The sequence below is a fragment of the Glutamicibacter sp. FBE19 genome, from assembly GCF_015524875.1.
Lineage (GTDB): Bacteria > Actinomycetota > Actinomycetes > Actinomycetales > Micrococcaceae > Glutamicibacter > Glutamicibacter halophytocola.
The window spans coordinates 104515-121913 of sequence record NZ_JACKQN010000006.1 but is presented as its reverse complement, the minus strand read 5'-3'; the positions used below and the strand labels follow the sequence as shown (position 1 = coordinate 121913).

Below are 17399 nucleotides of genomic sequence, written 5' to 3'. Positions count from 1 at the left end.
GCGTGTGGACAAGTAAAGCCTGACTGTATTCGCGCTTATCCCACTGCCCGTCACCATTCATATACCGAAGTTGCGTCGTGGTCTTATGGCAACGCGTAGGAGGATCAACCTTGAAGCGCATCTCGTTATCAGGGTCCAGGCATTCCGATTTCGGCCCACCACACAAAGGGCATAACATCGTGTCCTCATACAGCTTGAGGGCGAACATCTTATCTTGTTCGCCCTCAGACCACTCTGAACCATCGCCATCCCAGCCGAGAAACCGCCTATGCGAGATCCCTAACTGCCGGGCTACTTCGACTTCGCGGCGGAAGCCTGGATCTTCTTGTATCCGGCTGACGAAAAAGGGACAAGCTGCCGACCAGCATTTAGCTCAACTAGAGCCTGAGCAAAGTCACCCCACTGTCCATCAGTCAGTTCAGAGGCAATTTCAGCCCAATCCTCGGCGGTGAATTCCACTGGCTCATCAAGCTGAGTTACTTCGTCAATGGTTCCCTCAGCCAGCATTACCGACTCAAACAAGGTGGAAGTGTTGAAGCCGTACTGCTCATCAACTTCGTGACCGTTACGCGCAGGGTGGGCAGTTTTCAGCTCATCCCACTTGTGGCGGGGGAGTCCACGAAGCTTGAAAACAATGGTCTGCTCCTGCTGGGCCGCATACAAATCAGCGTGCCGCTCCTCAAGGGCCCGAACTGGCGAACCATTCAATCGCTGATCGGCCTTAGCGGCGCGAAGAGCCTCAGTTAACTTGTCCTTGACCGTCTCGAACTCGGCGGTCAGATCTCCATTCAGACAAACAGAAACAAGCCGGGTAGGACGCTTCACTTCAAACTTCTTCTCAGCCAAAACAGGCTCCTAAAAAACTATTGGGACAGGTAACAAGGGTTTAGAACCTGCCCCGCGTCACACCCTGTCAAGATGACGCGGGACAGGAAGAACTAAGCGACTACAGTGCCACCAACAACGACATCGCCAGTGATAAACAGCTTGGAAGTCGAACGAGTCACCGAGTTAGCCTCAGCGGGAACCTCACGCATCGCACCAGTGCGGAACGGGTAAGCGTTGTACTTCTGACCAGTCGCAAACACATCCTCAAACGGCAGGTTGCGACGAGTCACCAGAACTCCAGTGGTGCCAGGAGCCAAAGCCTCAACAGCTTCGTTGTACTCGGTCTCGTAAGGGCCGTTGGTGTTGTCAATGAACGTGGTTTCTACGCCGTACTGGACACGACCCGGCTGCTCGAATGTCTGACGCGAGCACAGGCGCTCATCGGTGATGACCTGCTCATCAACCGTGATGGCCAAACCGTCACCAGTGAAGTAGCAGGACAAGTCAGTTGCGGTCGCACCATTCAGAACGGCAGCACTCAATGCGGTCAGGTCAGCTTGGTCAGCAATGATGACAGCCTTGTAATTGCCATCAATCGGCTGTGCGGGAACCTTGTAGGCCATTTAGGACTCCTTCGTTTCTGCCGCTGTAGACGGCTTCTTAGCCACGCCCTTGGATTCGACGTGGTACTTGGACGGACGCGGCAAACGCGAGTCCGGGTATTCCTTCTTGTTGACAGGCTTGAACACGTCACCGATACGCTTGTCGGTGGACAGCACATCGATTTCGTTGCCGGTCACGGTGTCTTTCACACGCGTGTACATGTGGACTCCTTCAGGTTTTGGGCATAGAAAAAGGAGCCATACGAAAACGCATGACTCCTTATTGGAAATATTTAGTTAGTGCATGACTTGCCACTCAGTGACAACAAAAAACGGTGACTGACCAGACGCAAGCTTCACATCCAAGTCCTCATCGATAGGAACACCCGTAGGTACTTCCTCGACCCGTTGAAGATTGATCCTGGCACCCTCAAGCACCTTACGAACCTGCGCATCAACAATAGACACCGAAGCATGGGACAAGCCCACAACAGTGAGCCGCCAACGAGTGGCCTCAGCGTGCACAGTACGATTCAACGAACGCTCAGACACGCGAGGCGTAAACCCACGCACCAGAACATAAGGGAACCGGAGAACCGGCTTAGGCGGCTGATCGCCCTCATTCGGGACACGCTCCGGATAAACCGCAGCACCACTAGGCAACGTCGCCAACAAGCCAAGGAAATCAGACTGATTACTCAAGCTGACCACCCCACCTATCAACCAACTTACCCAACTCACGCTCAAGATTCGGAGTCTCACGATCCAACGGACCATCAAGATCACCAGTGCCACCGCCACGGCTAGTGCCGAAGTAGTAGATATTGCCCAAAGGCCCGCCCGGCCTGGATTTGTCCGGCCCGATCTCATACTTCGCATGACCAATGCCATACATCGAGTCATAAGAAATCGATCTTGCCAAGTTAGCGCCAAGCGTTCGAGAACGCTCAGCCTCCGACACCAGATCATCCTTGATATTCTGAGCGCCCCGTTTCAGAACCGAATCAACATCAGGCAACGCCTTAGACGCGATCTTCCCCAAATCAGCAGCAAAAGCACGAAGCTCGTCAGCGCCACTCATCCGGTCACCAACTCGACGTTCCAACGGTCCGCAGTACGGTAAGTGCCACGCGCCAACTCGGTAAGCCGGAACGTCGCACCAACCAGATCAGGATCCATCGTTGCGGTAACAATCGTCACCCGATCATCAAGCCGCGACTGAGCACTAACCGGCAGGTGAATCATTAGCTGTTCAACCGTGAAAACATGCCCACCAGCCACAGGAGACGAAGCCTGAGCCTGCCTACCCTGCACCTTGCAAACACCCTCATACACCGTTTCCCAACCGTCAGTGACAACACCAGTCACCGGGTCAGTAACCTCACCAGTGGCCCGCTCAACACGACAGGTGTCGATCATCAGCGCCTCCGCAGCCAACCGACCACGCAACGTCACAGCCTCAGCACTAATCATGGGTACGGAACCCACTGATCAGGATGAACCCACCAACCCGACAAACGATCAGGCGCACCATACGAACGAATACTGAACGCATCCCCAGTAGCACCAGGAATAATCAACGCCCACTCATCATCTGACAAGTACAACAACCCAGCAGAACTAGACGAATCAATCGTTTCAGTCACCGAATAGTCATCAATCGACTCGGTACGTTGCCGCAAACCGCCCGGATTCCTAAGAACCCTAATGATCGCCGAGCAAAACACCGACTTCACAACCGCCGCCGAAATCTCCCCAGCATCAATCCGCGACTGAAGATCCGGGACCCGCTGCAAAACAACAGCTTCCAAATCCTCAATCCACGCCTCAACCTGAGCAGCCTCAGTGACAGTCAGGGAGCGCCCCATACGCGCCTCAACATCAGACACCACGACAAACGCCACGGCGCACCCCCTAACTACTCAGCAGACTTGCGAGGACGGCCCTTGCGAGCCGGGGCAGAACCCTTGGGCTCCACCACTTCTGATTCCTGCTTCTTGAAACCAGCACCGAGAAGCTGATCAACATGCTCTTTAGGAGCATCAACCAGCTTCCCGGTAAACGGATTCACCAACAGCATTAGTCAGCCGAAGTAGCGCCGGTCAGCTTCACGAAGTGAGCACCGTTGCGGACAATGAAGCCGACTTCAACCTCAGCGCGGATCGCAAACATGTTGCGCTGCCAGAGGTTGATCTGGGTTCCGCCCTTGTTCACGGTGGCCTGGTTGCTGATGTCAACCTTGATGCCCTCAACCGAACCCCAGATAGCGGAGTTGGCGAAGTCGCCGGCGAAACCAACAGTGTCCGGTGCTGGGTCAGTCGGGTTATCGTAGACAGCAGCCGACTTCAGCACGTCGCGACCGTAAATGGAGCCGATAGCTCCACGGTCAGTGCGTGCATCACGCAGGAACGCGTAATTGCCGGTACCGTCCTTGGCGGTCATCACAGTGCCCTCAGCCTGTGGCGAGATCAGCCAGTGCGACAGGTCGCCACCAGCAGCGCCAACGGTAGTCAGCGCGGTTGCCAGATCACCAATAGTGTCGGTGCCATCCAACGCAACAGCGGTCGAGCCGGTCAGAACATCGAAGTTCGAACCTGGCGCAGTGCCATGCAGAATAGTCGAGTCGAACTTGCGACCCAGTGCCGACGGAAGTCGGCGAGCCAGCTCAGCGTACAGTCCCGGCAGGTCACGGCGGAACTCATCAGAGAACAGCTCAATGACAGCCAGCTTGTAGGGGGTGATCGACTTATTACCGACAGTCGCCTGAGATACAGGCTTCTCATCGGTCTCATTCACCCAGTCAGCCTCAGCATCGCCGGTGATAATCGGGATAGTGACGCCCGACCCTGGAAGGTTGATGCGGCGTGCAGCCTGCATGATCACCGAATCGTTGACAGCGTTGCTCCAAATCTCCTGCGAGATTTCCTTTGGAAGTAGCGCCGCAACGTTGGTGGATGTACGGTTCAGGTCAATACCTGCCATAGCTTTTCAGCTCCTTATTTTGCGAGATTGCTATTGAAGAAGTCCTCGAACTGCTGACCAGTCGAAGCTTTCTTGTCCGAACCCTTCGCACCTTGCGAAAGGTCTGGCTTCGGGGTTGATGCCACACCTGCCTTGGCGATGCGTTCCGCAGTGCGTTCGCGAGTCGCCTCATCAGGGATAGCTAGAAGAATTTCCATGTCAGCTTCATCGGTGATGCCGAGCTTCGCGGCCAGCTTGTAGGTAGACAGCTCACTCGCTGCCTTGACACTGGCCTCCAAAGCGTCCTTAGCCTCAGCCTGAGCGCGTTCAACCTCAGACAAGTTAGCCTTCGCAGCTTCTTTTTCCTTGGCTTCAAACTCAGCTAGTCGCGCTTCAGCAGCTTTGCGTGCTTCGCGCTCAGCCTTCAGCGCTTTCTCACCGTTCTCACCAAGTGGCTTATCATCTTGCGACTGCACCTGTTCAGTGGCCGCAGTAGCAGCATCAGTGTTTTCGCTGGCTTCAGTGTTCACAGCATCAGACATGGATTACTCCTTATTGGTAGCCGCATCGCACGGCAAATAACCCCGGCGCATCGCACGCAAGGGAAGAACAAAAAACTTGATTAGAAAACCTGGCCGCCCGTGGCCAACCAGCGCCGGAAGTCTTTCTCAACTTTCGCGGCAATTTCAGGGGTTAGAGGCTTCTTCGAGCTGTATGGGTTACGTCCTTCGCGGACTGCATCCCAACGCAACTGAGCATCGAACAAGCGGCGTTCAGCCTCGGTCATGTTGTAGCGGTCATTCGGCTTACGTTCACCCGTCCTGCGCGCATCCAGTACAGCCTCACGAGCACCAACACGAGTACCACCACGGCCCAACGCGCCAAAGCCCTCGCGTTGACCGCGAATCGAACCCAAAGGATCTTGGCCACCCGGCAGGATGTACCCGTTACGCTCAAGAGCTTTCAGAGTGTCAGCGCGAGAAAGGTTCTGCGCGTAGATACCTTCGGGGGTCAAACGTGGACCGTTACCCCGCCCAAAGTTGCCACGGCGACTAGTACCCTCAGTGGTAACCAGCCCGCCCGGCTTCATTCCACGGCGCGAGTTCACCACTTGGAACAAGTCAGCGCCATCGCGAATCGCCTGCGCCCCAGCCTTCGTATAAAGGCGATCCTGCTCAGCCTCAGACAAGCTCTTGAAGTATTCGTAAGGGTCATGAATCAGCCCCTCGGACTCACCACCATGCACAGCCTTCTCAGTCGAAGCGACATGCACACAGTCACAACCAGGATGCCGGCGAAAGCCAGCATTCCAACGGTAGAACTTGCCCGCCAACACCGAACATCGAGAGCACGACGGTGGATTCAACATGCGCACATAACCAACACCACGACGAGAAGCAATATCCACGCCAGCAGCACCACGCCCAGCATCAGCAACAGTAGTCTTCGCCAACATCTGCACATGCTTAGCACCAGCACCCATAGCCGTCGCAACGTCCATACCGCCACCGATAAGCGACTTCACATAAGGAGCCGTCGAATACAACAGCCCCTCAAGTGAACGCCCATCAGCAGCGATGCCAGCAAACCCGGCAGGATTGACGAACGCTTCAGGAGGCTCATACAAGCCCTGCTGAGCCAACGCATCAGCCGAATAGCTTGCACCCGCCGTAGCGTTCGCCAACTGCCCAGCAGACACCGCAGTAATCAATCCCGAAGCCCTGAGAATCGATTCCCATGACTCTGAGATCGACGCCGGCTGAACCTGACCCCAAGCCCTGCGAGCCGCGAGAGCCGCCTGAGACTGCAAACGCTGACTAGCCTTGTACTGAGAAACAACCGCAGCAGGAACCGACATTAGAGCTCCTGTTCAACGTCCTTCTCCAACATGCCCAGGCTCATGCGCGACTCACGCTCACGACGTTCCCACTCACGCTTCTTCTGAGCCTCAGACCAGCCCAACGAATCCCAAGCAGACTCCAACGACAACAGCCCATTGCCGCCGGCATACATCTTCGTCACCGCATCGGCTGTCTGTGCCTGAGTCGGCGTAGCCGGGTTGTACCACTCCGTAGCGATCCGGTTACCGTTGACCCACTCGCCGGTACGGAAACGCTCATACAAGCCCATAACCCAGCCCCACGAGTCGCCATCCTCAGCGTTCTTAGCTTCAACATTCTGGATCAAACGCGACTCATCAGCGATCAACGCACCCTCAGCAGGCGGATTAGCCGTATTCTGCCCGAAATAACGGACCGGCAAACCAGTAATACCCGAAATGAGCTGCATGTAATGGTTCGTCGTCTCGTGGAAGTTCTTCAGATCAGACGCCGCGAATTGGCCAACCTTCGCGTCCTTGTTCGCGTTCGCCCAAATCGCATTGAAGTATGCCTCCCACGCCGGGATCGGCTTCCCATCCTTATCCACAAAATCGCCCTTAGACATGCCAAGAACATACTTCTGAGGCACAGAATGAGTCTCACCAGCCAACTGCAAGTTAGTCAGCGTACGAGCGACCGCATCAACCAGCGGGATAACGTCTGCCATCTCCGAAACACCGTTCCAGCGCCCCAGACGACGACGATTCAAGAACATCACCAACGGCACGCGGCCAAGCTTGTGATCATCCCGATCAACGACGTTCCAGCCACCAGTGCCACGCTCCAACCAGAGCGTCTGATTCGGCAGATACAACGTCGCAAACTCAGCCCGCCCAGGCTCCACGGAATCGCCGTAGAAACGTGCAGCAGCATTCATCCGACGATGACGCACATCCACATCAACAGCGATCTCACGCGGCGACTCAACACGAATCAAAGGATGATCAGGATCCTCCTCATTCGTGCCAACAGACACAAACCCGCGACCAAGGATCAACTTCTCCTTGCTGAGCAACTGCGACTCAGAATCAAGATTGTTCGCATCCCAACCATCACGCAACTCAGCCGAAGCCTCATCAGAATCAGGAAGATAGAACGTCTTCAACTTCTGACGATGCGCCACCGAATCAACCGTGATACGACACGCATTAGCCGAAGTCTCAAAACGCCGAAGCTCAGGCGGCACAGCCAACCCAATATGCTCCAAACGCTGAGCGCCCTCGTAATACCTGTCATTCAGCAAATCCTTGCCAGACAAAGCCGAAAGCTTATCCTCAAGACCCTGGACAAGAGAGGTCATCTCATTGGTCAACGCCAAAACGGCCCCCTATCCAAAACACCACATACGGTTATCGGTTTCCTCGCCCCAACCAGCAGTGTGAGCGTCCGCCGCAGCGGTATGAGCAAGAATGGAAGACATCGCAACATCGATCTTTTGATGCTGCGTAGGCTTCCCAAGAATGTATTTCTGACCCGGTTTGGCGATCTTCCGTGCGTTAGCAAACGCCATCGCCGCATACGGGCAACCATCATGAGTCATGCGTTTCTCACGCAAATCTGTTTGAAATCGCACAATTTCCTCGAACATGCGAGAAATACGGGAGCAATTCCATTCAAAAACAACGTCATCGCCATACGTGACCGACCAGTTGCCGATCTCCGTATACCAGCCGTGAGGGTCGCAATACATGCGTTTCACCTTGAACCGGGTCATCAGCTCATCAACACAAGCGTCAACCTCGCCACGCGGGATCTCCCCACCCCACTCGGCAGGATTCCACACGGCAGGACGCTTATCAGGCCCATAACGCGGAGTGAACTGATGACCGTCAATGGTCTCGCCACGGATGGCCGTCCAGTCGTCGTTCTCGGAACCATCGAGCCCAAGCGTTATCTGAGTGCCATCAGGCGGACTCGGCAACCAAGTTACCTGCGTAAGCTGCATCCCACAGACCGTCCTTCAACCAAGCACCAGAACCAGACACCAAACGATTCCCGAAGAACCGTTCGGCCTGCGCCGGGTCCGTTTCAAGCAGTTCGACAGCCTCAGCCTCAATGTCATCCAAATTCACCCAAGGCGACCCGTCATAAACATGCGCATGAATCCGCTTGCGCTCACGCTTATTCCGATACGACAAATCAGCAGGCGGCTGACGATAAAACTTGAAAATATCCGGCGCCTGAGACTCAAAAGTCTGCTGAGCCAACGAAGCCTCAGCAGGATCCCAAGCATTCGTAGTCTCAATCGAACGACCACCCATACCAGCAAGACCACGACGCTGAGTCTGAGCAACCCGAATCAGCTTGTTCGTCTTCGTATAAGTACCCGTCTCATCCTGCAAAGCAAACGAGATCGGGTTACCCAGGCGAGAAGCAGCAGACGACGAAACAGCTTCGATCTTGTCGAAATCCTCGCCACCCTCACCGCCAAGAATGCGAATGAACCCCTCGCGGACTTTCATCAACGAACCAAGCGGACCCAAAAGGATCATCGCCTTCAACGGCCCATAAACGTTATCCACCTGATCCTCAGAAGTAGCAAGCATCTGAATCAACGGCGACGGCTGGCGAATACCCATAGGCTCACCAGGCTCATACTCCCAATACCAGCCACAAGGACAACCAAAGTCCTCGCAACGGTACACGTCGCCCTTCTCAGCCCAACCACCAAAAAACGTAGGCCCAACAGCCTCAGCCGCAACAATCGACGCTGACCAAGGCCCCTTGCCTGTCTTCTGCGGGGCAACAATCTGAGAACGACGATAATGGAACGCCTGAGCACGCAACGGCTTCACAGGATCCCACTGCGCAGTGTCCTTCACCCGATAGTGATTCGCCGTACACCAAAACTGCCAATCAGACTCCACAAACGAAGCACCACGATCAAAACCATTCGGAACCTTGCAATGCTGAGCAATCCAAGCATCAACAACGTCCCCCAAGGTCGGAAAATCAACCTTGAAATCAGACACAAGATCACCCCCTCAAACGACGCTGGGGGCGCTCCTGCTCCGTTTCGTCAATAACTGACAAGCTAGGCTTCTCAGAACGCTTCATATCAACCTCGCTACGAGCAATCGCCCAACCGTTCTCCTTTAGACCAGCAGGAGTAAGTCCAAGCTGATCACCAAAACGATGCAACGAAGCCTTATCAGCAGCCTTAGCCTCAGGGCCAGCACAAACAAGGAACGTACGGACATAGAGGGCAACGATGTTCCAACGCCATCTGTCTAGTTCCCAGGCGCAAGCCTGCGGATAAGTCCAAACCTCATCCCAGAGGGAAAGCTCAGCCTGACGACGATCCTCAGTAGCGCCCTCATCAAGCTCACGAGAAGGCTTACCATTCACAATTACGTCAATGTAGACAGCCGGCGAACCCAACGGCCACGCCAAAGGAGGCTCACCAGAACGGCCCTCATTAGGCAAAGCGTCAAGCTTTATCCCACGAGAATCAGACCGACCAGACGAAGGATCAGGCTGCGGCCCCGAACGATTACGAGAACCACCAGAACCCATGCGATCACCACCTCATAAAGTGCCTAGTCAGAAAATCTTGAACCCTCCGCGCATCAGAGCCACCTCACCGGCGGTCAGGTCAGAGGGGGTTTGAGGTGCCCCCGGGTGGGGGTTGTGCACAGGTTTTCCACAGGCTTAGGCTTGGTTGGTTCTGCCTTTGCGTCCACCGTTTGAGCGGTTGCAGTGCACGTGCTCAGCGCCTTTGTATGCGGTTCGGTCGTCGGTGTGCCCGAGGTCGAACGGTGCTTGCGGGTGGATTGGTAGCCCGCATGATGCGCAGCTAACTCCGCCTCGATCAATACGTTCACGCCATTGCTTACGTAGTGTTTGATGTTTGGAGTCGTATCCGCGTTGGGTGCTGTTGCCTCGTGCGCGTTCGTACTCTCGCTCATGCTCAGCGCAATAGCGTTTAGTTGCGGGTTGTGGGCATCCTGGCTTGGGGCAGATGCGTTTGGCTCGTGCCACAGTGTCACCACCTCATCATTGCTACCCGCGTTGGTTGTCCGGGGCTCTGCACGCCCGGCGTTGTGTCGGTCCAGTCGCCGTCACGCGACCCCATCATGGGCTGTGTAAGTGTTGCCGGGCAGGTCATGGTCGGGCCTTTATACACGCCGTCTTGCCATGCCTTCAAGCTTGGGCTTGTTGACCCGTCGTGGGAGTAGCAGGGATTGCACCTGTCGCAGTTGGGTAACGTCTTACCCTTGCTAGTCCTCTAGGAACTCCCGCAGTGCGCCCGTGCTGTTGAGTCAGACTCTCTGGCACGAGCACACGCAAGGCGGATATCTTTCGATACCTGCATGCCGCAGTTAGCCAGCCATACGGTGACACCCTCGAACCAGTCCATGCGTTTCCGTTTAGGACTCGATAGCTTGCAACGTGGTAGCTTTTCCCGTTCTTTGCGACGGGTGATACGTGCACGCATCCGGCAATCCATCACTTGCAAGTCGTGCGCTGCCGGGGACTCGAACCCCGGTAATCACGATGGATCACTCCGGTCAGCGCTCCCAGTCTCGTGCGACTGGGCTATTCAATTATTCAGCCCACGCAACATCAGTTGGTCTGGGCTTTGTGTGAGGGGTTGTGTTACCGGTTCGCCCCTCAGCCGGTGTGGTACCACTTTTGGGTACAAAAAAAGAGCCACCCAAGTGGGAAGCTCCTGTGCGAAGGTACGACGAATCGCCCTTCTTGAGTCACTTTACATGATTCTTTCCGGGATTAAAAGCTGAATTTCACAGTGTCCATTCGTCTTTGTAGTCGGGATGGTCAGAGTATATGGCGGCGAGGGCGCGGAGAGTATCGCAGGAAATGGACTTCATTTGTTCGTCATGCGCATCGCATGGATCGATTGGTGAGTGCAGGTCAACGATAGCCAGCTTGACTTTGCATTCTCCGAGCATCCGCGTCCATCGCCGCTTGCTCACGTCTTCGCCGCGCTCATATTGGGCGAGGCAGGCTTTGGCTTCTTGCTCATCTTCAGCGATTCGGACTTCGAGGAATTCAATGATGTTCATTGGTTTCTCGTTTCTTTGTGGGCTTGCACGACTTCGTGTGGCCAGTAGGTTGGTTGTGGTTCGCGTTCTACTGGGTGGAGTTTTCCGCGTGATGCCCAGTTTCGGATGTCTTTGGCTTTGATTGTTAGTTTAGCGTTTGTTCGTAGCCAGGGCACGAGTTGTCGTGTGGGCATTGGTGGTGCGATTTCTTTGACTCGTTCGCGTATTGCTTCGTGGTCTGGTTGTGGTTCGTCTTCGGGTAGGTCGATGGCGTGTTCTGCTCGTTTGAGGATCTTCGCGAGTAGGTTGATGAATCCGCCCGCGTATTGGTCGTGTGCGAGTTGTTCGGCGTTTTGGTTTTCCCAGATGCGGAGTGATGTTCTGAGGTCTAGTAGGTGGTCGTTGACTGGTTCGCGTGGGTCTGTGCTTGTGCCGTTGCCTCCTTCGTTGCGTGTTGGTCGCATGTTGTCGAGGTTGCCCATGGTGATGAGTAGTTCTTGCATCATGTCTGGGACTTTGTTGATCCATGCTTGGAGGTCGTTGATGCATTGGTTGCAGATGTAGAGGTTTGCTTCCATCCCGCAGTCGGGTGTGGTGCAAGTGGTCACTGATCCTCCTGGATGGTGATTGGGGTGTCCAGTCTTTCTGGCGGGTAGTCACCGATGAAGTGCCGGTCAATGCTGCTTACGTCTTGGGCTCCTTTTTCGACGGATTTTGGATTAGTTGGTTAGTGCATCGTGGATGTTTGAGTAGTGGCCTTGGAAAACCATTTCGGTGTCGCCGGCTCGTCCTCGGCGGTTCTTCTCTACGTTCATGAACATGCGATAGGACTCGTCGCCTTTTAGTTCTCGGTGCAGGAGGATGATCACGTCTGCGTCTTGCTCGATTGATCCGGAACCTCGCAGGTCTGATGAGCGTGGAACTTTGTCTTCTCGGTTAGCGCTGCCACGGTTCAACTGGGACAACAGGACAATCGGAATGTTCATTTGCAAGGCCATGAGCTTCAACTGCCGAGTTACTTCTGATAGGAACTCTTGATCAGTCATGCGCTCGCCGGATTGATTGATCAACTGCAGATAGTCGATCACCACACCTGAAAGCTTCTCGGTCCGATCTACGTCGCTGATGAATCTACGAATGGCCGGCATTGTCGCCGTGTGAGGTTCTGACACGTAGATGCGCCGTTTCTCCACTGTGGGCAGCCATTCGGCCATGCGGCGCCAGTCCTCGGACGTGAGGTTCCCATCCGTGAATCGTTGATAGGGAATTTTCTTCTCGTTGGATATGAGGCGATCCATGAGGTCGCCTTCGAGCATCTCCAAACTAATGAAAGCCACTGAACCGTGAGCTTCCAATGACTGGGCAAGTTGTAGCCCTACCGCTGACTTGCCTACGGACGGTCTTGCGCCGACCACGTAGAGGGCGCCTGGCATGAGTCCGCCGATAAGGTCGTTGATTTGATGCCATGGTGTTTTGTAGTAGACGCGCTCCTTTTCCAAATTGTCCACGTAGGTCTCAATATCTGAACCGATGGGTGCAATCTTTTGAAGGCCGATGCTGCCGCGAGCATTTTCGAGTGTTGCTTTCGCCTGCTCGATGACATGTTCGGGGTCCACTCCACGTTTGGCTTGAGACTTGATCCAGTCGGCGGTTGCGGTGAGGTTTCGCCCCGCGTGAGCATCGGCAACGATTTTCGCATAGTAAGCCACTGTGGAAGCTGTAGGAGTGACGGACATGGCTTGGTGTAGCAGTGTCGCATCGACTCGCTGCGCATTGGTGAGAGCGTATTTTGGCAGGGTTAGTACGTTGATTGGTTCACCGCAGGCCTTCATGCCAAGCATGAGCCGGTGGATATCCTCTAGTCGTTTGTCTTGGTAGCTCGATGGATTGAGGTCAATCTCGTCGAGGGCTTTGCCTTCAGTGAGAAGGATTGAGCCAATGATGGATAGCTCCGCGTGTTCGAGTGGTTCACTCATTTCGTAATCGCTTTCGGCATGTTCGGTAGAGCGAAGGTTCCAGCGTGGTATGCGTGGTACTGCTCGGGTGTGAGAGCGCCGGAGGCTACGAGGTTATAGAGGTGCTTTTTGCGGGCTACGGAGAGTTTGATGTTGTCGTAGTCTTCGTCTTCCTCTCGGATGCGGATGTCTGTGCGGATCTCCCCGATGCGTGCCTCGCGGATCTTTTTCACGCCATAACGAATATCGGAGGGCATGATCCATTCTTTGGATTCGCGGAAGTAGTCACTTACGGCGCTTAGCGAGTCCGTCAGGTCTAGGTCTCCAATGGTGTCGTGCCATGCCTGGATTGCTGGTTGGTCGAAGGTGCGGTTGTTGAATGCCTGGATCTTGGCGAGAACCATGGCGGTATCGGTGATGTTCATTGGGTGATTGCTCCCTGGTTGCGTTGTTCTAGTTCTTGGGCGAGCAGTAGCGTCTGTTGCATGCGGTGCGAAGTGGATTGCAGCGACACGTTAGCTTTGCTGTTATAGCCGTCGATGAGCTGACCGAGTGTTGTCTTGATGATTGGTTTTCCAGCTCGGTAAGTGTCAACGATTGCTTGCACTGCTTGTGGTTCGGTGAGGTGTCTATCTCGCAGCATCCATTCGGCCAGCTTCATTACGGCGACGTAGTTGAATGCTTTTCCGACTGCTTCGTAAGCCTCGGTGGTTACTCGCTGGGCTGGGCTGATTTTCGAGGGTTTCGACTCGTCGAAACGGTTCTTTGGGATAGTACTTTGGGATAGAAAGGATATGGGGGTGTCGCTGTGACCGGTAGGGTTTTCGTTATCCACAGGGTCGCTTCCCATATCTGGCGCGGATTTTGGTTCCTTTTCGGACGGTTTTCCCCTACCCGTCACTCTGACCGGTTGGGGGGTGTCACTGTGACCGGTAAGCCCACCCTTATCCCTATCGGTCACGTTGACCGGTAGGACGTATCGATCTGAGGTGCGCGAGCCGTTTTCCCGGGTCCTTCGCTCGCGAATGATCAGCCCTTCATCCTCCAGAGTCTTTAATGCACGGCGCACACTGGATTCTGATGATCCGACGGTCTCAGCAATGTGCTTCTGCCCCGGAAAGCAAGAGTGACGCTCGTCTGCGTAGTCTCCTAAGACAACGAGCACGAATTTGGGGATTGTGGGGAGCTTTTGATCGAATGCCCACTTGAGAGCTCTGATGCTCACTTGATCTCCTATCAAGCGCACGGCGGCAGGAAACAGTAATTGTTTCCTGCCGCCGAATATCTACTTGTATCGTTCTTGATTGCTTACCTTCGGGCGAGCATCAACGTGTAACGCAACATGCAATCAGGACAGGTATAAGACGTTCCAGAGCCGGCCTCGTGGGTGCCACCGCTAGCTGGAACGGCTGCTTCTCCGCAGAGTGCCACAGTGAAGCGACCAGCATCGATATCAGCTTGAGGCCAATAATGCAGCACTATCGGGGCAACAGATTGAATGGAGCCAGTTGGGGCTGTCATTGGACTAGGCATTGTTGATGCCCCGCTTGTTGTAGATGTCCATGTAAGCCTGGAAGGTCTGAGGAGTGTCGAGATTGTTTTCGTGGGCGAGCCGCGCCAGCTCTTGAACGGTTACGGCCTCCTGAAAGTGCTCCGGGTGCCTTTCAAAGAACTGCTTAGCTGCCTCGTAGTCGATCTTGCTGAGAACCTGCTCAATCATTTGCGGAAGGCGCTTCAATTGTTCGCGGGTCCACGTCTTTTCGACGTATGGGGCATCATCTGCGTCACTGGTGTACCCGTGGTTTGAGACTAGAAACCTGATCCCGTCACTAGCGCTCCAGGAACTGTTCACTTGACATCCACTCGCATCGCCTAGGTGAACACCGGGGCCAACGTAGCTGTGGCCAATGGTTTCGCATTCTGGCTCCATGGGGTCGTTTGGTGGGCATTCAGCTCCACAGCTGCAAAAGTATTCGAGCTTGAATCCGGCTGGCGGTTGGGGAAAGTTGGTAACATTGCTCATAACTGGTTCCTTTTCTGGGTAATTGGTTGGGGCTGCGACGTTGACTTTGGCGAGTGCGTCGCGGCCTTTCTCTATTGTTGGGGCGTCAATGGATCGCTGTCCGTTGGTATCCCTTTTTTGTTGGTGAGCACTGAATGTCAGGTTCATGAGAGTTCGTCCATCAGGCTAGGCTCGAATAGTTCCGCGTAGTGATCGTCCCAAACCTGATCGAACAATCCCCGGTCACGGTTTGTGTAGGCGTTGATCTTTCGAATTGAGCCGTTCACTTCGTTCGTTGCTTTCTTTGGTGCTTTGCCATGTAGCTCTCGGTAGGCCTTAGCCATACGCCGGCCAAACATGGAACGCTCAGACTTGATCTCCGATGCCTTCAAGCCCTTACTGGTCAAGTAATCGTCCGCGTGCAACGGTAGGTCCAGCGGGTCAATCTCCGGTTCCTCACCAAGTGCACGCGCAACAAGCAACTTCGCCTTGGATTCCAGGAACTTGGGAGACAAGAACGGCGACAAGGCCTGTAACGCTTCGCCCTGCGCCTTGACTGTCAGGGCGATCCGGTCCAACTGGGATGCAGTCGCGTTTGGGTTGATCGCACCACCCTCATGGAAATATGAGTCCAGAGCGTCGGCTGCCTCGTTCTGGAAGGCTTCGAGTCGCTGGCGAACCTCCACGTCCTTGATTCGAGAAGTTTCCACTGTTGCGAGCCAGATCGTCATTACACGACGGTCGATCATGGTCATCTGATAGTTTTTGCCGTCAGATCCAGTCGCGGTCATCATGACCGCACGTCCCCAAGCGCTTCTATTGATTCGCTTGCGCTGGCTTTCAACGTCCAAGCCGATTGATTCGCACATGTGACGAAGGCTCACGAGTGGCTTGCCGTCTTCGCTGGTGACGTACAGCGCAGTGTTCTTGAATGGAATTTCAACCAAAGTGGTCATCTGATTCTCCGTTTCACATAGAAAAAGCCAGCCGCGTCGGGCTGACTCTGAGCGTGGTGTTTTGCCGCGATAGATTGCGAATTGCTGTTACGGCTGTCGGGTCCTGATGGTTGAAGAGGATGTAGAAATCATCTGGACCCATTGACATTAGGTACCTGAGATTCCGTTCAAACCAAGATTTTGATTTGTGTGGGAACTCAGCCCTGAGAAGAGAAACCGCATCCTTTTTGGAAAGATTCTGCAACGCCATCTGAAGCGATTCGATATTCGCCTGTTGGCATGCGATACGAAACTCATTGATTAGGTCATTCGCGATCTCAACCTCCGACCGTGGGCCAGTAGGTGTGCTATTTCCAACCTGTTCGGGCTTACTTTGCATCGCTTGCCTCGAACTGTTCATTGATCCAGTCGATTACGTCTTGTTCGCGGTACATGATGCGCGACCCAAGAAGGGCTGAGCGCGGACCTTTGGTTCCCAAGTGCCGGTAGTACCGGAGTGTGTTTACAGGGATACCGGTCATTTCGGATACCTCGGCCATTGTCTTGAGAACGGCGATTGCTACCATTTCGCGATTCCTATTCATTCTCGTATGGGTGCTTCGTTAATGAATATACACGATTTTGTTGGGGGTGCAACAGCCATGTGTGACAATTGACGGTATGGGAGAGCAAAACGACAAGGGGTTACCGAAGATATTCGGTGACAATCAGAAGCACCTAAGGTTACAAAAAGGCTGGTCACAGTCGGAATTGGCGCGTCATATGCAAGCCGTTCCAGGATGGGAAAAATATAACCAAGTTGCCGTGTCGAGAACTGAAGAAGGGGAGCGTGTGGTGCGCCTCGATGAGGCTATCGCTCTATCCCACGTACTTGAAACGACGGTTAACTACCTAATTTCCCCTCCTGATAGTTACGTGACTTGGATCCAAGAACTGGACATCCAGTCCAAGAAGGTCGTTGATTCTGCGAAAAATCTCAATGATGCAGCTCGTTCGTATGAGAACGCTCGAAGTGACGCGCTGTTGGCCGCTGGGGCGATTTCGAAAAGGCGTGAAACGCGGAAGGCTACTAAATCCCTGAAGGAGAAATTAGACAAGAAGATTGGGCAGATTGAGAGTCTAGCGAACCTGAATACTTTCCAGCTTCTGGATTGGATCGAGGATGAGCAGGACCGGTTAGATGATGAGAAATTCAATGACGAGATCTAG

23 protein-coding genes are annotated in these 17399 nt (G+C 54.3%); 1 reads left to right on the top strand and 22 read right to left on the bottom strand.

The features are described from left to right. Positions 1-291 precede the first annotated feature (291 nt). The 22 genes from H6F58_RS11425 to H6F58_RS11320 form a co-directional block, all read right to left on the bottom strand. Positions 292-846 carry a hypothetical protein gene (locus H6F58_RS11425; RefSeq protein ID WP_195181798.1) on the bottom strand — a complete coding sequence of 185 codons (555 nt, stop codon included), beginning with the start codon at positions 844-846 and terminating at the stop codon, positions 292-294. A 92-nt stretch (positions 847-938) separates the two neighbouring features. Continuing rightward, positions 939-1451, bottom strand: coding sequence for a hypothetical protein (locus tag H6F58_RS11420; protein ID WP_195181797.1), 513 nt, complete (start codon positions 1449-1451; stop codon positions 939-941). Continuing rightward, positions 1452-1652 (bottom strand): hypothetical protein, encoded by a 201-nt coding sequence (locus H6F58_RS11415; RefSeq protein ID WP_195181796.1) that lies wholly within the window; start codon positions 1650-1652, stop codon positions 1452-1454. A gap of 75 nt (positions 1653-1727) precedes the next feature. Continuing rightward, entirely contained in the window at positions 1728-2132 is a 405-nt protein-coding gene (locus H6F58_RS11410; RefSeq protein WP_195181795.1) for a hypothetical protein, read from the bottom strand. Then, positions 2125-2511, bottom strand: a complete 387-nt coding sequence (locus H6F58_RS11405) for an HK97 gp10 family phage protein (protein WP_195181794.1) — start codon at positions 2509-2511, stop codon at positions 2125-2127. Before H6F58_RS11405 ends, H6F58_RS11410 begins: the two co-directional genes overlap by 8 nt. Then, positions 2508-2903, bottom strand: a complete 396-nt coding sequence (locus tag H6F58_RS11400; RefSeq protein WP_195181793.1) for a DUF6093 family protein — start codon at positions 2901-2903, stop codon at positions 2508-2510. Before H6F58_RS11400 ends, H6F58_RS11405 begins: the two co-directional genes overlap by 4 nt. After that, positions 2900-3334, bottom strand: a complete 435-nt coding sequence (locus H6F58_RS11395; protein WP_195181792.1) for a Gp19/Gp15/Gp42 family protein — start codon at positions 3332-3334, stop codon at positions 2900-2902. The genes H6F58_RS11400 and H6F58_RS11395 overlap by 4 nt, the downstream gene beginning before the upstream one ends. 14 nt (positions 3335-3348) lie before the next feature. Beyond that, complete coding sequence (locus H6F58_RS11390) at positions 3349-3501, bottom strand: hypothetical protein (protein WP_206693636.1); 153 nt, start codon at positions 3499-3501, stop codon at positions 3349-3351. Positions 3502-3509: 8 nt separating this feature from the next. After that, positions 3510-4412, bottom strand: coding sequence for a phage major capsid protein (locus H6F58_RS11385; protein WP_195181790.1), 903 nt, complete (start codon positions 4410-4412; stop codon positions 3510-3512). A gap of 14 nt (positions 4413-4426) precedes the next feature. After that, positions 4427-4933: a hypothetical protein gene (locus H6F58_RS11380; protein ID WP_195181789.1), complete on the bottom strand. Its 507-nt coding sequence runs from the start codon at positions 4931-4933 to the stop codon at positions 4427-4429. 80 nt (positions 4934-5013) lie between these two features. Further along, positions 5014-6249 carry a hypothetical protein gene (locus H6F58_RS11375; protein ID WP_195181788.1) on the bottom strand — a complete coding sequence of 412 codons (1236 nt, stop codon included), beginning with the start codon at positions 6247-6249 and terminating at the stop codon, positions 5014-5016. After that, positions 6249-7589: a phage portal protein gene (locus H6F58_RS11370; protein WP_195181787.1), complete on the bottom strand. Its 1341-nt coding sequence runs from the start codon at positions 7587-7589 to the stop codon at positions 6249-6251. Before H6F58_RS11370 ends, H6F58_RS11375 begins: the two co-directional genes overlap by 1 nt. 9 nt (positions 7590-7598) lie before the next feature. Next, on the bottom strand, positions 7599-8216 hold the full coding sequence (locus H6F58_RS11365) for a terminase (RefSeq protein ID WP_195181786.1): 618 nt from the start codon (positions 8214-8216) through the stop codon (positions 7599-7601). Beyond that, the gene (locus H6F58_RS11360) at positions 8176-9243 is read right to left on the bottom strand and encodes a terminase (protein ID WP_195181785.1); all 1068 of its coding nucleotides are present in this window, start codon (positions 9241-9243) and stop codon (positions 8176-8178) included. The genes H6F58_RS11365 and H6F58_RS11360 overlap by 41 nt, the downstream gene beginning before the upstream one ends. A gap of 1773 nt (positions 9244-11016) precedes the next feature. Next, a complete protein-coding gene (locus H6F58_RS11355) occupies positions 11017-11298 on the bottom strand; it encodes a DUF6221 family protein (protein ID WP_195181784.1) in 282 nt (93 codons plus the stop codon). Continuing rightward, a complete protein-coding gene (locus tag H6F58_RS11350; protein ID WP_195181783.1) occupies positions 11295-11885 on the bottom strand; it encodes a hypothetical protein in 591 nt (196 codons plus the stop codon). Before H6F58_RS11350 ends, H6F58_RS11355 begins: the two co-directional genes overlap by 4 nt. A gap of 111 nt (positions 11886-11996) precedes the next feature. Beyond that, positions 11997-13253 carry a DnaB-like helicase C-terminal domain-containing protein gene (locus tag H6F58_RS11345; RefSeq protein WP_195181782.1) on the bottom strand — a complete coding sequence of 419 codons (1257 nt, stop codon included), beginning with the start codon at positions 13251-13253 and terminating at the stop codon, positions 11997-11999. After that, positions 13250-13657 (bottom strand): hypothetical protein, encoded by a 408-nt coding sequence (locus H6F58_RS11340; RefSeq protein ID WP_195181781.1) that lies wholly within the window; start codon positions 13655-13657, stop codon positions 13250-13252. Before H6F58_RS11340 ends, H6F58_RS11345 begins: the two co-directional genes overlap by 4 nt. Continuing rightward, positions 13654-14457, bottom strand: coding sequence for a helix-turn-helix domain-containing protein (locus tag H6F58_RS11335; protein ID WP_195181780.1), 804 nt, complete (start codon positions 14455-14457; stop codon positions 13654-13656). Before H6F58_RS11335 ends, H6F58_RS11340 begins: the two co-directional genes overlap by 4 nt. A gap of 300 nt (positions 14458-14757) precedes the next feature. Next, complete coding sequence (locus H6F58_RS11330; RefSeq protein ID WP_195181779.1) at positions 14758-15402, bottom strand: hypothetical protein; 645 nt, start codon at positions 15400-15402, stop codon at positions 14758-14760. Next, positions 15399-16190, bottom strand: a complete 792-nt coding sequence (locus H6F58_RS11325; RefSeq protein WP_195181778.1) for a phage antirepressor N-terminal domain-containing protein — start codon at positions 16188-16190, stop codon at positions 15399-15401. The genes H6F58_RS11330 and H6F58_RS11325 overlap by 4 nt, the downstream gene beginning before the upstream one ends. Positions 16191-16558: 368 nt before the next feature. Then, complete coding sequence (locus H6F58_RS11320; protein WP_195181777.1) at positions 16559-16756, bottom strand: helix-turn-helix domain-containing protein; 198 nt, start codon at positions 16754-16756, stop codon at positions 16559-16561. Positions 16757-16850: 94 nt separating this feature from the next. On the opposite strand from H6F58_RS11320, the gene H6F58_RS11315 reads away from it, so the two are divergent. After that, entirely contained in the window at positions 16851-17399 is a 549-nt protein-coding gene (locus H6F58_RS11315) for a helix-turn-helix transcriptional regulator (RefSeq protein WP_206693635.1), read from the top strand.

Coding starts and splice junctions, on each gene's coding strand:
- H6F58_RS11365 (WP_195181786.1), bottom strand. CDS start 8,216: ATGCAGCTTACGCAGGTAACTTGGTTGCCGAGTCCGCCTGATGGCACT.
- H6F58_RS11415 (WP_195181796.1), bottom strand. CDS start 1,652: ATGTACACGCGTGTGAAAGACACCGTGACCGGCAACGAAATCGATGTG.
- H6F58_RS11375 (WP_195181788.1), bottom strand. CDS start 6,249: ATGTCGGTTCCTGCTGCGGTTGTTTCTCAGTACAAGGCTAGTCAGCGT.
- H6F58_RS11340 (WP_195181781.1), bottom strand. CDS start 13,657: ATGAACATCACCGATACCGCCATGGTTCTCGCCAAGATCCAGGCATTC.
- H6F58_RS11325 (WP_195181778.1), bottom strand. CDS start 16,190: ATGACCACTTTGGTTGAAATTCCATTCAAGAACACTGCGCTGTACGTC.
- H6F58_RS11420 (WP_195181797.1), bottom strand. CDS start 1,451: ATGGCCTACAAGGTTCCCGCACAGCCGATTGATGGCAATTACAAGGCT.
- H6F58_RS11315 (WP_206693635.1), top strand. CDS start 16,851: ATGGGAGAGCAAAACGACAAGGGGTTACCGAAGATATTCGGTGACAAT.
- H6F58_RS11400 (WP_195181793.1), bottom strand. CDS start 2,903: ATGATTAGTGCTGAGGCTGTGACGTTGCGTGGTCGGTTGGCTGCGGAG.
- H6F58_RS11320 (WP_195181777.1), bottom strand. CDS start 16,756: ATGGTAGCAATCGCCGTTCTCAAGACAATGGCCGAGGTATCCGAAATG.
- H6F58_RS11345 (WP_195181782.1), bottom strand. CDS start 13,253: ATGAGTGAACCACTCGAACACGCGGAGCTATCCATCATTGGCTCAATC.
- H6F58_RS11355 (WP_195181784.1), bottom strand. CDS start 11,298: ATGAACATCATTGAATTCCTCGAAGTCCGAATCGCTGAAGATGAGCAA.
- H6F58_RS11330 (WP_195181779.1), bottom strand. CDS start 15,402: ATGAACCTGACATTCAGTGCTCACCAACAAAAAAGGGATACCAACGGA.
- H6F58_RS11380 (WP_195181789.1), bottom strand. CDS start 4,933: ATGTCTGATGCTGTGAACACTGAAGCCAGCGAAAACACTGATGCTGCT.
- H6F58_RS11405 (WP_195181794.1), bottom strand. CDS start 2,511: ATGAGTGGCGCTGACGAGCTTCGTGCTTTTGCTGCTGATTTGGGGAAG.
- H6F58_RS11385 (WP_195181790.1), bottom strand. CDS start 4,412: ATGGCAGGTATTGACCTGAACCGTACATCCACCAACGTTGCGGCGCTA.